The organism is Geofilum rubicundum JCM 15548 (genome assembly GCF_000974365.1).
Lineage (GTDB): Bacteria > Bacteroidota > Bacteroidia > Bacteroidales > Marinilabiliaceae > Geofilum > Geofilum rubicundum.
Genome location: NZ_BAZW01000056.1, coordinates 14,008 through 27,220 on the forward strand (window position 1 = coordinate 14,008; position 13,213 = coordinate 27,220).

At 45.3% G+C, this 13,213-nt stretch carries 11 protein-coding genes and 1 pseudogene; 5 read left to right on the forward strand and 7 right to left on the reverse strand.

Going from position 1 to position 13,213, the window contains the following annotated elements; genetic code table 11:
• Nucleotides 1-19: 19 nt before the first annotated feature.
• The 5 genes from JCM15548_RS17040 to JCM15548_RS17060 all read left to right on the forward strand — a co-directional run bounded on the left by JCM15548_RS17040 (nt 20) and on the right by JCM15548_RS17060 (nt 5,295).
• A complete protein-coding gene (locus JCM15548_RS17040; RefSeq protein WP_062127908.1) occupies nt 20-1,168 on the forward strand; it encodes an aminotransferase class I/II-fold pyridoxal phosphate-dependent enzyme in 1,149 nt (382 codons plus the stop codon).
• Between the two features lie 48 nt (nt 1,169-1,216).
• Nucleotides 1,217-2,587: a lipopolysaccharide biosynthesis protein gene (locus JCM15548_RS17045; protein WP_062127910.1), complete on the forward strand. Its 1,371-nt coding sequence runs from the start codon at nt 1,217-1,219 to the stop codon at nt 2,585-2,587.
• 18 nt (nt 2,588-2,605) lie between these two features.
• Complete coding sequence (locus JCM15548_RS17050; RefSeq protein ID WP_083985213.1) at nt 2,606-3,877, forward strand: glycosyltransferase family 4 protein; 1,272 nt, start codon at nt 2,606-2,608, stop codon at nt 3,875-3,877.
• A 135-nt stretch (nt 3,878-4,012) separates the two neighbouring features.
• A complete protein-coding gene (locus JCM15548_RS17055; RefSeq protein WP_157482890.1) occupies nt 4,013-4,738 on the forward strand; it encodes a hypothetical protein in 726 nt (241 codons plus the stop codon).
• Between the two features lie 23 nt (nt 4,739-4,761).
• Nucleotides 4,762-5,295: an acyltransferase gene (locus JCM15548_RS17060; protein ID WP_162198274.1), complete on the forward strand. Its 534-nt coding sequence runs from the start codon at nt 4,762-4,764 to the stop codon at nt 5,293-5,295.
• An 84-nt stretch (nt 5,296-5,379) separates the two neighbouring features.
• On the opposite strand, the gene JCM15548_RS17065 is transcribed toward JCM15548_RS17060, so the two are convergent.
• From JCM15548_RS17065 to asnB, 7 genes and pseudogenes are all read right to left on the reverse strand, one after another.
• Nucleotides 5,380-6,615, reverse strand: a complete 1,236-nt coding sequence (locus JCM15548_RS17065) for a T9SS type A sorting domain-containing protein (protein ID WP_062127916.1) — start codon at nt 6,613-6,615, stop codon at nt 5,380-5,382.
• A 53-nt stretch (nt 6,616-6,668) separates the two neighbouring features.
• Entirely contained in the window at nt 6,669-8,057 is a 1,389-nt protein-coding gene (locus JCM15548_RS17070) for a right-handed parallel beta-helix repeat-containing protein (protein ID WP_062127918.1), read from the reverse strand.
• Between the two features lie 183 nt (nt 8,058-8,240).
• Entirely contained in the window at nt 8,241-9,143 is a 903-nt protein-coding gene (gene prmC / locus JCM15548_RS17075) for a peptide chain release factor N(5)-glutamine methyltransferase (RefSeq protein ID WP_062127920.1), read from the reverse strand.
• Entirely contained in the window at nt 9,133-9,585 is a 453-nt protein-coding gene (locus JCM15548_RS24605; RefSeq protein WP_369403715.1) for a class I adenylate-forming enzyme family protein, read from the reverse strand. The genes prmC and JCM15548_RS24605 overlap by 11 nt, the downstream gene beginning before the upstream one ends.
• Nucleotides 9,583-10,713, reverse strand: a pseudogene (locus tag JCM15548_RS17080) (class I adenylate-forming enzyme family protein); the annotation flags it as partial. The gene JCM15548_RS24605 and the pseudogene JCM15548_RS17080, both read right to left, overlap by 3 nt.
• Before the next feature lie 4 nt (nt 10,714-10,717).
• Nucleotides 10,718-11,701: an NAD(+) synthase gene (gene nadE / locus JCM15548_RS17085; RefSeq protein ID WP_062127922.1), complete on the reverse strand. Its 984-nt coding sequence runs from the start codon at nt 11,699-11,701 to the stop codon at nt 10,718-10,720.
• Between the two features lie 11 nt (nt 11,702-11,712).
• Nucleotides 11,713-13,213: asparagine synthase (glutamine-hydrolyzing) (gene asnB / locus JCM15548_RS17090; RefSeq protein WP_157482891.1), on the reverse strand; the 1,501-nt coding region annotated here is incomplete at its 5' end.

A 13,213-nucleotide genomic window follows, 5' to 3' on the forward strand; every position in this document is an offset into this window, starting at 1 on the left:
ACCTGTAAATTTCAGAGCTATGGAAAATCTAAGAAAGCGCATTTATTTAGCCTGCCCCCACATGGGAGGAAATGAAATAAATTATGTGATGGAGGCTTTTGCCCAAAACTGGATAGCTCCGGTAGGACCGAATATTGCTAAGTTTGAGAAGGCTATTGCTGCTTATATTGGCGTAAAGCATGTTGCTGCCCTGACTTCCGGATCAGCAGCCCTTCATTTGGCTTTGGTCCTTCTGGGTGTTCAAAGAGGAGATGAAGTAATTGCTTCCACACTGACCTTTGCTGCCACTATTAATCCGGTAGTTTATATGGGAGCCGTTCCTATTCTGGTCGACAGTGAGCCTGACAGCTGGAATATGAGTCCTGACTTGCTGGAAGAGGCAATTAGAGATCGCATAAAAAAAGGAAAACGGCCTAAAGCAATAATACCTGTGCATATTTATGGCATGCCTGCCAATATGTCAAGAATAATGGAGATCGCTAACAGATATGAGATTCCGGTTATTGAGGATGCAGCTGAGGCATTGGGTAGTCGTTACAGGGACCAGCCGGCAGGCTCCTTTGGAAAATTAGGGGTACTATCTTTTAATGGCAATAAAATTATTACGACTTCGGGGGGAGGCGCGCTTGTTTCCAACGATGAAAAGTTGATCGACAAAGCCCGGTTCCTGTCTACTCAGGCTCGCGATGACGCTCCCTGGTACCAGCACAGTGAGATAGGGTATAATTACAGACTGAGCAATGTGCTGGCAGGTATTGGCCTGGGACAGATGGAGGTGATTGATGAACGTGTAAAAAGGAAAAGAGCCCTGTTTGATTTTTATAGAAAGCAATTTTACGATTTTGAAGGAGTTGAATTTCTAGCCGAGCCTGATGGTGCTCATTACTCCAATTTCTGGCTCACCTGCCTCACTGTAGATCCCTTAAAATGTGGTGTCACGCGGGATGAAATTCGCCTTGCTCTGGAAAAAGAGAACATTGAATCAAGGCCCACCTGGAAGCCGATGCACCTGCAGCCTGTTTTCTCCGCTTGTCCTGCTTATGTGGATGGCACTTCTGACCGTCTTTTTGAATTTGGCTTGTGTCTCCCATCAGGAACAGGAATGACCGATGAGGAGTGTCAGGAAGTTAGTCGCATCATGCAGTCCTGTTTTAAGGTTGTTTTTTGAGGCGGGTTAATTAAAACTGTTTTTACGAAATAAGCCAATAATTACCAGATGCCCTTCAATCATGTGCTGAATTTTTTCGTCCATCTTATTCGTAAAGGTCACGAAAGGAGTGTTAGAGCCAAAAAACACATCTTGTATTCTTTCGGTTTGCAGGGGGTTACCATTGTGATTGGGTTTGTGTATGTGCCTTTGCTGTTGGATTATCTTGATAATGAACGCTATGGTATATGGCTGACGCTGACATCCATTTTAGGGTGGTTTGAATTTTTCAATGTGGGTTTGGGGAGTGGACTCAGAAATAAATTTGCCGAAGCTGTGGCGCAGGACAAACATGAGTTGGCCAGGGTGTACGTAAGTACTACCTATGCGATTGTGATTGCAATTTTCTTTGCGGTTATTTTGTTGTTCTATGTCCTTAATCCCTTTCTGCAATGGGATGCCATTCTTAATACCCGTACGGTTCCTGCTCAGGAATTATCCATTCTTGCTTTAATTGTTTTTTCCTTCTTCTCCCTAAGATTCATTCTTAAGCTGGTGGGGGTTATTCTTATAGCTGATCAGCGGCCTGCTGTTTATAATGCTTTTATGCCTATTGGGAATGTGATAACCCTGATCATTATCATTTTGCTTATTCATTTTTCGGAGGATGGTTCTTTGATTGTTTTAGGATTTGTGCTTAGTGCTGTACCCGCAATGGTGTTGCTGGTAATGACCTTTGTCCTGTTTAACGGGCGCTACAGGAAGTACAGGCCCTCTCTTAAACTGGTCAATCTTAAACTCTCAGGGGACTTAATGAAGCTTGGTCGCAAGTTCTTTATCATTCAGATTTCGGCCATTGTGCTTTTCATGACTTCTAATATTATTATTATTCAGCTTTTAGGACCTGAAGAGGTCACCATCTACAACATTGCCTACAAGTATTTTTCTATTCCTATTATGGTGTTCGCCATTATAATGACGCCAATCTGGTCGGCCGTCACGGAGGCTTATGTCAAAAAGGACATTAGCTGGCTTAAGCGCACACTCCAACGCCTGAATTTGGCCTCCGGTATTTTTGTTGTCGGTATTTTTTTGATGCTTCTTTTGAGCGAAATGGTTTATGAATTGTGGATTGGCGACCGGGTTAGCATTCCGTTTTTGCTGTCTCTTTCAATGGCCTTTTTTGCCATCATTAATGTGGTGTTGTCACCCTATACCCAGTTTATCAATGGTTTTGGCAAGTTAAAGCTGACCATTATTGTTGTTGTTGTTCAAACCACTTTGTTTATTCCGCTTGCCGTGTTATTGGTAAAATCGTCTTTGGGTGTTTCGGGTGTGGTGCTGGCCATTTGTCTCATCAACGCAATGGGCTTTTTGTATGTGCCGCTTCAGACCTATAAGATATTGAATAACAAGGCGAAGGGTATATGGGGTCAATAGGTAGGTAATTTAACGCACATGAAAATTCTTTGGTTTTCAAATACGCCCTGTAGCGCATCCGGAAAATTGTTGGGAGCGAGCTACACCAAAGGAGGCTGGCTGTCTTCCTTGGAAGGTGCTTTGGCCAATATTGAGGACATTCAATTGTCGGTGGCATTTTATTGGGTTAAAAGACTGGCGCCTTTTAAGTATAAAAATACCTTCTATTATCCGGTTCTTAGAAGTGGGTGCAGTACTGTTGGGGGGCGACTGCTTAATAAGTATTTGAACCGGAGCGATGACGCGGAGGAGATCAAAAGATTGTTATTTATTGTGGATGAGGTGCAGCCGGATGTTATTCATATTCATGGTACGGAAGATAATTATGGATTAATTCAGGCGCACACAAGAATTCCGGTAGTGGTTTCCATTCAAGGGATCTTAAATGCTATTGCACTTAAATATTTCTCGGGTATCCCTTATTCTGTGGTTCAAAAGTATGAAGGCCTATCGCCAAAATTGAAGGCTAGCTCTGTAAAGCGCCTCTATGCCGGCGTGAAAAATAATGCGGAAAGAGAAAGAATGATATTGTCCATGTCACGCAATATTATCGGACGAACGCTCTGGGATAGACGTATTACGCGCGTTTTGGCTCCACAGAGTGAGTATTTCGTTGTTCAGGAAATGTTGAGGCCTCTGTTTTTTGGCAAGGAATGGAAGAAAAGGGAATTCTTTCAACCGCTCAGACTTGTTTCTACTTTGGGGCCGGGATTTTACAAAGGACTGGAAACGGTTGTCCGGACCGCTCAAATTCTGAAGAATACCAAAAGGGTCGATTTTGAGTGGGTTTTACCCGGATTAGAAGCATCGAATGCCATTGTGAAAATGGTCAAGCGATGGCTGGGAGTCGATTATGAGCGCATAGGAATCCGCTTTGTGGGCTCCAAATCGGCACCGGAACTCGTGGATATGTTGGTGACTTCCGACATATACGTCCAAACCAGTCACATTGAGAACAGTCCCAACAGCCTGTGCGAAGCGATGTTGATTGGGATGCCTTGCATTGCCAGTTTTGTGGGGGGGACAGATTCCTTGCTGACAGATGGCGAGGAGGGGCTTTTGGTGCAGGATGGCGATCCCTATGCATTGGCCGGTGCCATCTTCCAATTGTACAATGATTTTGAAATGGCAGCAGGATATGCTGCCAATGCGCGTCGTCGTGCCCTTATAAGGCACGATGAAACGGAGATCCTTCAATCTACCCTTCATGTTTACAAGCAACTTTTAGCAACATCTTTGCCGGGTTTGTAAGGATTAGTGATCAAATGCGCATTCTTTCGTAGTTCTGTTTGTAGTTTATTGAAATACAACTTTATGTTTAAAATAAGCATGCTTTTTTTGGCTTTTATGGCACTTGCAGGTTGTCACTCATCCAATCGTGTTGAAATGGAAAAAATTATCTTCTTACACCATAGCACTGGTCAGGCCGTTTGGCTTGGAAGCACCAACCGGTACGTGTACCGTTTGACCCGCAAGGGGGATGTCCAAAAGTACTTTGACCGGTACAACCGAAGCCACAAGACCGCTTATCAGATTTCTGATATGAAATTTCCCCAAGCGCTTCCTTATGGTGGCCGAAATTACCCTTATGATTATTATAATATTTGGGTAAAAAATGCCGGAGTCCACCCTTATATGGAGCAGCCAACACTGGAAATGCTTACCAAAGAATATGACGTCATCGTCTTTAAACACTGTTTTCCGGTGGGCTTTATTCAGGAGGACACGGGCTATCCCAATGTCGACTCCGAAGAAAAGAGATTGGAGAATTATTATTTGCAATACGGAGCTTTAAAGCAGAAAATGCATGCGTTTCCGAATAATATATTTATTGTATGGACACCACCGGCGCTCTTAAAGAAAGCTACAACAGAGGAGCAGGCCAAACGGACACATGATTTTTATCAATGGGTAATGGATGAGTGGAATGAAAAAGGGGATAACATTCATGTATGGGATTTTTACGGCTATGAAACAGAAGGGGATGTTTATATGAATGAGGCCTTTGCCTTGGGATCTGGTGATTCACATCCCAATGCCGGATTTGCAGCTCAAATGGCTCCATTGTTCGCCCGGTTTATGATTGATTGTATGGAGGGGCGGGTAGACTAACGGAATGATTTGCATCAATGATTATGAAGCTAAAAAAAATAGTGGACTCACTGGAAAGGTTTGTCGTAAGCAAATCCGGCAGTGAACGGAAAATTAAATATCTGAGGAGGCAAGGTGTTAAAATTGGGGAGCGCTGCTTTGTACAATCCATATTTATCTCCAATGAGCATTTTCTGGTAGAAATGGGAAATCATGTTGCCATTGCTAATGGCGTGCGATTTATAACGCATGATGGCAGTGCATCCTGGCTTTTTAGGGAGGAGCTGGATGCGGGTATTTTTGGGAAAATAAGCATTGGAAATGATGTGTTTATTGGAATGAGCAGTATTTTGCTGCCCAATACGACCATTGGTAACAACTGTATTGTAGGCGCCGGAAGTGTTGTGCGGGGTAAGTTTCCGGATAATTCTGTTATTATGGGAAATCCGGCCAAAGTTGTTTTGAAAATGAGTGCTCAAAAGCTGCTCTATAAGGTGAGTCCGGGGCTCTGTAAAACCCTTGACCTGAATTTGCCGGACACCATAGCGCTGCTAAAAGAAAAGTTTTCGATAGAATAATAATTTTCAGTCCGGATGGCTGGTACATACCGGACTTTCTGACAGGGCATCTAAATCTCAGACAGAGCAGCAATTTTTAGGGTGCTACATCACAACCACCTTGAAATGTGTTGTTTTTATTCCGGACAAGGTGACGATGTAGACGCCCGGAGGATAGCGCCCGGTGTTGATAATAATGGGGGTGCCGTTAATCTTCGCAGTCTCATAGCGGGTTCCCAAAATGGAATGTACGGTGTATTGTCCGTTATAAACCAAGGGAGTATCTAAATCTATCACCAGTTGTTGGTTCTGTTGGTAATTTGAGAAGCCGATGTCGCTTTGGGTGGTTGGTAACTCAGATGTGGTGGTTTCTCCGTCCCATCCTGCAATTCTTGCCAGAAACCACCAGGTAGCCTTGGCCAGTCTTAATGCGCCGGCAGTGCCTATATGTCCTACACTTTTATCCCCTAAATTGGTGTCTGTAATAAAGGGAAAGGTGTAGGTAACGCCGTCGTAGGTCCAGGTTTCTGTATTCAACTGACCGTTGTCATCGTAACACAGAATATCGGCATAATCAAATAGCAGGCGCGTAGGATCCTCTTTCACGAAATTTCTGATATGTTCGTGTTTGATATAGGCCTGGTAGGCCTGTTCACCTGTGTATTTGTCCACCGGTCCAGTAGTGAAAGCGATTTTTGTCGGATAATTATTGGCGGTGCAATAACTGACGTAATCCAAAGTCGCATTTAAATAGGTCTCTAAACTTACCCTGTTGCCGGTAATGGCAAAGTCTTCGGCATTCAGCCCCCAGCCAAGCGTTCCCGCATCCGGCCCTCCTCTTGTGCTTCCCCACCATCTGACCTTGTGCTCCGGGTCATATTCCCTGCTGTGGTAACTACTCATCATGATCCAGCACCACCCATAGCCTATCACGCTGATGGGACGGTTGTTGTCATAGTTGCGTTTAATCATGTCTTTGACGCTGTTGGCCGCCTCCGGTCTCTCGCCTTCGGGCCAGGCAAACCATGAATACCACTCATCATCCAGAAAGTCGCGGCCAATGTTGTTGCAGCGCAGGTATGCTGTGGTATAAGCTTCTTCATAAGCGATGTTCACTTGATAAGTTGGATCCTGACTCTCTAAAAGGTTTAAGCCTACCCTGTAGGCGGTAGAATGGGAAGCGCCCGGGAAAGAGACCATCATTTTCTTTACCTCATTGATATAGTGAGGTGGAATTTTATCATAATCCGCAACAATGGTATGATCGGCAATGATCTGTGATTGCGAAATCAGTCCAGAAGTGAGCAGGAAGAGTGTAATAAGCAGCGATAAATGTCTCATAGTTGAAGGTTTGATGGGTGATTAGAATGGCAGGATGCAAAAAAGCTGAACCCCTAGTCTCGTTGAAAGGCACCCAGGTCTGGTGCTACTCCGGAGAAGGGCAGTCCAACATCTATGCCGGCATTAAGCAGAGGACTGCCTTTGACTGGTTTTAGAAAATCAATATCCGGCAAGGAGCCATCTGCTTTTCGGGGTTTTTTTAATTCTGTCCAATCCAGACTTTTAAAATCGTTATCGGTGATGCTGAGCGATAAATTCCAACTGTTGTTCTTTTGATTAAAGGCCTGACTCCGCACAGAATGGGCATCGCCTTTTTCATTTTTATAGGCCAGGTTGTTGGCATACAACTCTCCCGAAGGTGCCTCACTGGCATTGGTGCGCATGATTATCCAGCCGTAGCCCAAGCCATGGCCAATGTTCTCTTTGTAACCATTGTAATAGGCCGAATTATTGAAATATTTCCCGACAAGTGGTGTGTCCCCCGAATTGTTGGGAGAAAAGCCATAGGCGCCATTGAGCGCTCCAATACAGTTTTTCATCAGTCTGGCAAGCGCCAGTGTATTGTTGTCGCGGTAGATCGAAGCATATTTAAAACCACAACCTTCGCCCGACATTGCTCCACCATCAAATGCCCAACAGGTATCCCATTCTACATAACCAACCGATGTGCCGGCAAAGCCATTGTCTGAAAACTCCCAGGCTCTGCACCCGGTGTAATACAGCTTAGAAGCTTCAGCACCTGGGGTTTCCCGGTAGTTTCGAAAATGAAAGCCGGCTCCGTTTTGCCCCGGTGAACCAGGTGTTGGATAAACGGCCGTGCGCAATGAATCATTCATGTTATGGGCATCGCAGTTGATGTATTGAATGGTGCTGTGGAAGTCTGCCACCACATAGGCTTCCCCGGCTACGTGGTGGACGAGCATATTTTCGAAGGTGATGTTGCCCACATTCCAGGCATCCACACCCACTACATTGGAATTCATTCGCTGATAAACATTGCGTACCTGAAGCCCTTTAAGATGTATGTTTTCTACATGCCACAAGGTAATGCCTCTGTTGTAACCCAAGGAAGTTATGTCACGGTTTTGGCAATCCAGAACAGGCGTCTCTCCGGGGTAATTAAAAAAGCAAATGGGGCGCTCCGGACTCCCTGAATTGAACCCCCTTTCTCCTCCATTGTCGCTGGTGGAATAATAGACGCCCCCGCGAAAGTAAACCGTATCACCGGCATGTGCCTGTGTGAATGCTTTGGTCCAGGTTCTCCAAGGGTTTTCTATGGTGCCGGGGCCATTGTCGTTGCCATCAGGTGCTACAAAAAACTGGCCTCCGACAATTTCTGTCAATTCGCCATGGGTAGCACTTTTACCTTTGTTTTTCTCGCAGTTTACAAAGCATCCCAAAAAAATGGCTATGAGCAAGCTTTTGATCCAACTGAGGTGCATAATGAGGATGTGTAAAATGAACGGTCTGAAAAATATATACCGTGTCGTGGTGACATGTAGCGAGAGACAGAACTTTGGTCCAAATTGAACGTCAACGAATAAATATAAGGCCAAATCTTTTTTTTGTCAAAAAAATAATGATAGGCAGACTGCCCTGTGCACAAATTGAAAGTGGCCTATGTTTTATGCTTTGTTTTGGGCAACAATCACTCTTATGGTTCCTGAATGGTCGCAAAGGGATTCCAGGGCAGTATAGACCTCGGATTTTTTAAGCAACTGAAGGACAAAGTTGCCTTGTCCGGCTCCAACTTCAAAGGCCAGCCATCCTTCAGGTGCCAAAAATTTCGGGGATTCACGCAAGAGTTTTTGGATTATGCTTATCCCCAGCATGCCCCCGTCGAAGGCAAGGGGCGGTTCATTGCCGGCAATCTCTTCAGTCATTTTATCTACCCTGGAACTTGTGATGTAAGGCGGGTTGCAGACAATAAGATTTGATTTGTTGTAAAAGTTCTTCGACTCAAATGCGGAAAACAAATCTCCCTGACGGACTTCTATGCGATGGCTCAGTTTTAATAATTGAATATTTTCCAGGGTGAGTTCTGTGGCTTCGTTGGACAGGTCGGTTGAATATACCTGGCAATGCGGGTTATAAGCGGCAAGGGCTATTCCCAGGTTGCCTGCTCCACAGCAAACGTCCAGAATGATTACCGGCTTTTTATTGGCGGCGCTTTGTTGGGATAATTCAAGGGCTTTGAGTCCGAGTAGTTCGGTCTCCTTGCGTGGTATTAAAGCTCTTTTATCCACCAGCATTTCAATGCCCATGAACGATTGCCGCCCGCTGATATAAGCTAAAGGCGTGTTGCTTATTCTGCGTTGGATCAGCTGCTGCAGTAGTTGCACTTGTTCCTCTGTCAGAAGCGGCAATTCCGTCTGCATGGCTTTAACGGCCGAAACGGGATGGCCGGCTGCCATATTCCATAAAGCTTTCAGCGTTGATTCCACCGTCTCTTCCGGTTTGTCTGCCAGAAAACGGATTTGAGTTGCCAGCTCCATTTGCAGCTCCAGAAACAATTGTTTATGGCTCATTTGTCAGGTGTAATTTCTTTAAGGCCTTTTTGTCAATTTTGCCATTGGTGCTTTTGGGCATCTCATCTACAAAAATGACCTTTTGCGGAACCATAAATGCTTCCAGTCTGGCCGCACATGCTCTTTGAATAAACTTTTCGTCCATTGGTAGTCCGTTATGCGTTACAAAGGCCCAGATGGATGCGCCCATTAGCGCATCGGGAACGCCTAAAACGGCCACTTCTTTAATGCCATTGATTGTATAGATGACATTTTCTATTTCTATGGGACTGACTTTTTCGCCCCGTGTTTTGATGATGTCGTCGTTGCGTCCCAGAAAGTACAGAAAACCCTCTTCATCGGTTTTGAACCAGTCGTTGGAGCACAGTACCTTTTCTCCGGGCAAAGAACCTGGTTTCAGCATTTCCCGGCTCAGCGCTTCCTGGTTCCAGTAGCCGAGCATTACATGCGGTCCGCGAATGTGCAGCAGGCCTTTTTGGTGGGGGCCAACAGGCTGTCCTTCTTCAGATAGCAAAAAGACCTCGGTACCCGGTATGGCTTTGCCCACCGATCCCGGCTTGGCGTCAATGAGTTCCGGTTCAAGGTAGCAGACTCTCTTACATTCTGTCAGACCGTACATTTTGAAAATTAGTGCGTTGGGAAATTATTTTTTGAGGTCGGGAATGAATTCTGCAGGCAGCGCTGCTGCCGTGTTGGTTATTTTTTCAATGCAGTTCAGGGAGAAGGGGGCTTTTTTATAGGTGGCAATCATCATGGCGTAAATAGTCGGCACCCCAGGAAAGACGGTCGGCTGGTGCTGATCAATCAGGTTATAAATGGTTTTTTGAAAGGTGAAAGATTGCTCCACAATGATGGCTCCTCCAATGGTTATGGCCATTATTAGTTGATACAGCCCGTAATCAAAAGCAAAAGGAGAGAGAACAATAATGCGGTCACTGTCCCTCAGCCGCAGATACTGAATGAGGCTCCAGGAAGCGAATACCATGGATTGATGGGTCATCATTACGCCTTTTGGAAAACCGGTGCTGCCTGAAGTATAGATCAACGCTGCCAGATCGTTGGGAATAACAGACGGTAGTTGTGACGATTGTTCGCTGTTGGCCGATATCAGATTTTCAAAACCTGTCATTCGGATATTTGGAAAGGGATTAATACTGTCCGGCTGTCCCGTCACTATAACTTCACGAAGATGCGGGGTGTCATGTAAGATCTGTAAGAAGTCGTTTCTGAGCTGGTGCTCAGAAACCAAAACCTTCGCGCCGCTATCGTTTAAGATATACAACAGCTTGTCCGGTTTCGTCTGCGGGTTAATGATCAAAAAAGCAGCCCCGGCCATGGTCGTTCCGTAGATAGAGACAATGCACTCCCATGTGTTGTTCATGTAAATAGCGACCCTGTCTTCCTTAGTGATGCCGCTGTTAACGAGATGGGTTGCCATCGCATGGGCCTGCGTGTTGAGCTGCCGGTAAGAATAGCTTAGGTCTTTAATAAGGACCGCTGTTTTGTCGGGATGCTCATAAGCGGATTGCAGCAGAGCCTCCCCCAGAATGCGTTGTGGAATAGTATACATGGCCTTAGTATTTAATGGGTTCCATGCGGAGGTAGTCTGTGGTTTTGATTTTGCGCTCAAAACCCGTGAATATGCCTTGCACCTCTTCTTCTGTCTTGTTCATAACCAGCGCGACTTCTTCCGTGTTATAGCCGTTTTCAAAGGCATACCAGTAAAGATCCATCTCCTCAAAAGGCATCTGAAAGAAAAACTCTTCCTGCGTCTGTTCTGCCGTATAAGTATCCGATGTAGGCGTTCGCTCAATAATTTCCCGGGGAATGCCCAAATGTTCAGCCATCTGGTATACCTGCGTCTTATATAAATGGGCAATGGGCATCACATCTGCTCCGCCATCTCCGTTTTTAACGAAAAATCCTTGCTGGACTTCGTGTTTGTTAGGTGTCCCTATGGCCGCATAGTGGTTGGCCTCAGCATGGTAATACAGAATGGCCATCCGACTTCTTTGCTTAAAATTGGAGGCCGCCACTATTTGCCTGAATTCATTGGCCGGTAATCTTCTGGTCTGTTCCTGGCCGGCTGTATCTACAATGGTCAGATAGAATAATTGGGGAAGGTTAGAGGCAAGACCTGATTCATTCAGGCCGATTTTCATTTTGTGGGTAGCCGGGTTGTATTCCTGAAAGATGCGTTTCACGGCGTCATCCCTCCGTTTGTAGCAGTTGAAACCTTTTAGGGCACCAGTGATGTTTTCTGTGACCGTTTCAATACCAAAATTTTGGGCCAGGTCGTGGGCCAGGCGGGCACTGTCGGGACTGGAATCCTGCTCGGGCATAAGTATCCCCAGAACATTTTCCGGTCCCAGTGCCTTGACTGTCAGTGCCAGCGTTAGCGAAGAATCGATACCGCCACTGATGCCAATGACTGCCCCTTTCCTTTGCAATGTGTGATAGACATCTGCCTTTAGATGTGCAATTATTTGGTCACATTCCTGAGCAAGATTTTTAAATTCAAGGACTTGCCGACTAAAAGGTTTTGTTTTCGAAATCATGGCAATCATGTTTAAGTTCTCTGATCAATGATTCTATGACAGTTGCTGAGCTGGGTGGGCAAAGAGAATGTGGCGTTTTTATTGATGAACTGACTGTGCAGTAGCTGGGTGGACAGAATACCAGACAGGGCCATGTTGTCCATTTCAGACACCAGCTGGCTTGTTTTGATCTTTGATAGTAATTTTTGGGTTTTTTCAATGTTGAAGAGTCCCGTTTTTTTGAGTGCCTCTGGCGCTATCATCTCTTCTACATAGGCGGGGGGCTTTTCAGTCATAAAGCTTTTTGAAACCGGTGCGCGGTAGGCTTGCTTGGGTCTTTTGAGAATGCTGTCGGGCAATTGACCTTGCATCATCTGCTTAAGGATGTATTTTTCATCCAGCCCGTGCATTTTATAGTCGGGCGGCAAAGTAGCGGCGAATTCCATGACCCGGTAGTCCAAAAAGGGGTATCTGCCTTCTACTGAGTTGGCCATGGCCATGCGATCACCCTGTGAGCATAACAGATAGCCTGACATGAATATGGTGATCTCGAGCCATTGTGCCTGACTCAATTTGTTCCAGGTGTTAAAATCTTTGTGTAATAGTTTTCCTGCCTCCTTTATTGAATCATGGCCATTTATGGCGGCATGCATATCACCTGAGAAATAAGAGATGATGTTGGAAGTGTTTTTCCACCGAAGTAGGTGAGAATAGAAGGGGGACGAGGTTTCTTCTAATTTGTAACCGTAGAAAAGTTTGAGCATGGCCTGATTACGTCCTTTGAATTGCGCCAGATAGGGGTAAAGCTTATTGAGCAATAAGGGACGGTATTTAGAATGGGGTTGGCGCGACCAGAAATTCCGAATAATGGTTTCTTTGAAAATATCGTAGCCGGCCAACATTTCATCAGCTCCTTCTCCTGTTATCACCACTTTAATATTGTTTTCTCTCACTTTTTTTGATAAACAAAACATGGGCACAGGTGCCGTTCGCAATATTGGAATTTCGGAATGCCAAATAACCTGCGGGAAATAGTAGCCAATATCATCTTTTTTACATGTGAATGGCGTGTGTCTGGTTTTTAAATAAGCGGAAGCTTCCTGTTGAAAAGATGTTTCGTCAAATTCATCATCTTCAAATCCTATGGAGAAGGTTCGCAGCGATCCGGACGCCACGTTTTTTATCAATGCAGTGGTTGCGCTGGAATCGAGACCGCCGCTTAAATAGGCCGCAACAGGCACATCGGCCCTTAACCTTAATTTGACCGCATCGGTCAGTAATGCGCTGAGCTCTTCCCGTGCTTCATTAAAAGAACCCCTGTAGCCCGGAAGTCCATCAGCAGGAAAGTGAAGTTGCCACCACTGCTTAATTTCCGTTTTTTCGGAGCTTATATGCATATAATGGCCCGGAGCTAACTCTAATATGTCTTTGAATACGGACTTCGGGCTAAGCGTGGTCCAGAAAGTGAATACCTGTGATAAAGCCATTGGGTTTATGTCTGCTTGTAGTTGGGGATACTCCTGAATAGCGTTT

Coding starts and splice junctions, on each gene's coding strand:
- JCM15548_RS17045 (WP_062127910.1), top strand. CDS start 1,217: ATGCCCTTCAATCATGTGCTGAATTTTTTCGTCCATCTTATTCGTAAA.
- nadE (WP_062127922.1), bottom strand. CDS start 11,701: ATGATTTCGAAAACAAAACCTTTTAGTCGGCAAGTCCTTGAATTTAAA.
- prmC (WP_062127920.1), bottom strand. CDS start 9,143: ATGAGCCATAAACAATTGTTTCTGGAGCTGCAAATGGAGCTGGCAACT.
- JCM15548_RS17055 (WP_157482890.1), top strand. CDS start 4,013: ATGGAAAAAATTATCTTCTTACACCATAGCACTGGTCAGGCCGTTTGG.
- JCM15548_RS17065 (WP_062127916.1), bottom strand. CDS start 6,615: ATGAGACATTTATCGCTGCTTATTACACTCTTCCTGCTCACTTCTGGA.
- JCM15548_RS17070 (WP_062127918.1), bottom strand. CDS start 8,057: ATGCACCTCAGTTGGATCAAAAGCTTGCTCATAGCCATTTTTTTGGGA.
- JCM15548_RS17040 (WP_062127908.1), top strand. CDS start 20: ATGGAAAATCTAAGAAAGCGCATTTATTTAGCCTGCCCCCACATGGGA.
- JCM15548_RS24605 (WP_369403715.1), bottom strand. CDS start 9,585: ATGCTCGGCTACTGGAACCAGGAAGCGCTGAGCCGGGAAATGCTGAAA.
- JCM15548_RS17050 (WP_083985213.1), top strand. CDS start 2,606: ATGAAAATTCTTTGGTTTTCAAATACGCCCTGTAGCGCATCCGGAAAA.
- JCM15548_RS17060 (WP_162198274.1), top strand. CDS start 4,762: ATGAAGCTAAAAAAAATAGTGGACTCACTGGAAAGGTTTGTCGTAAGC.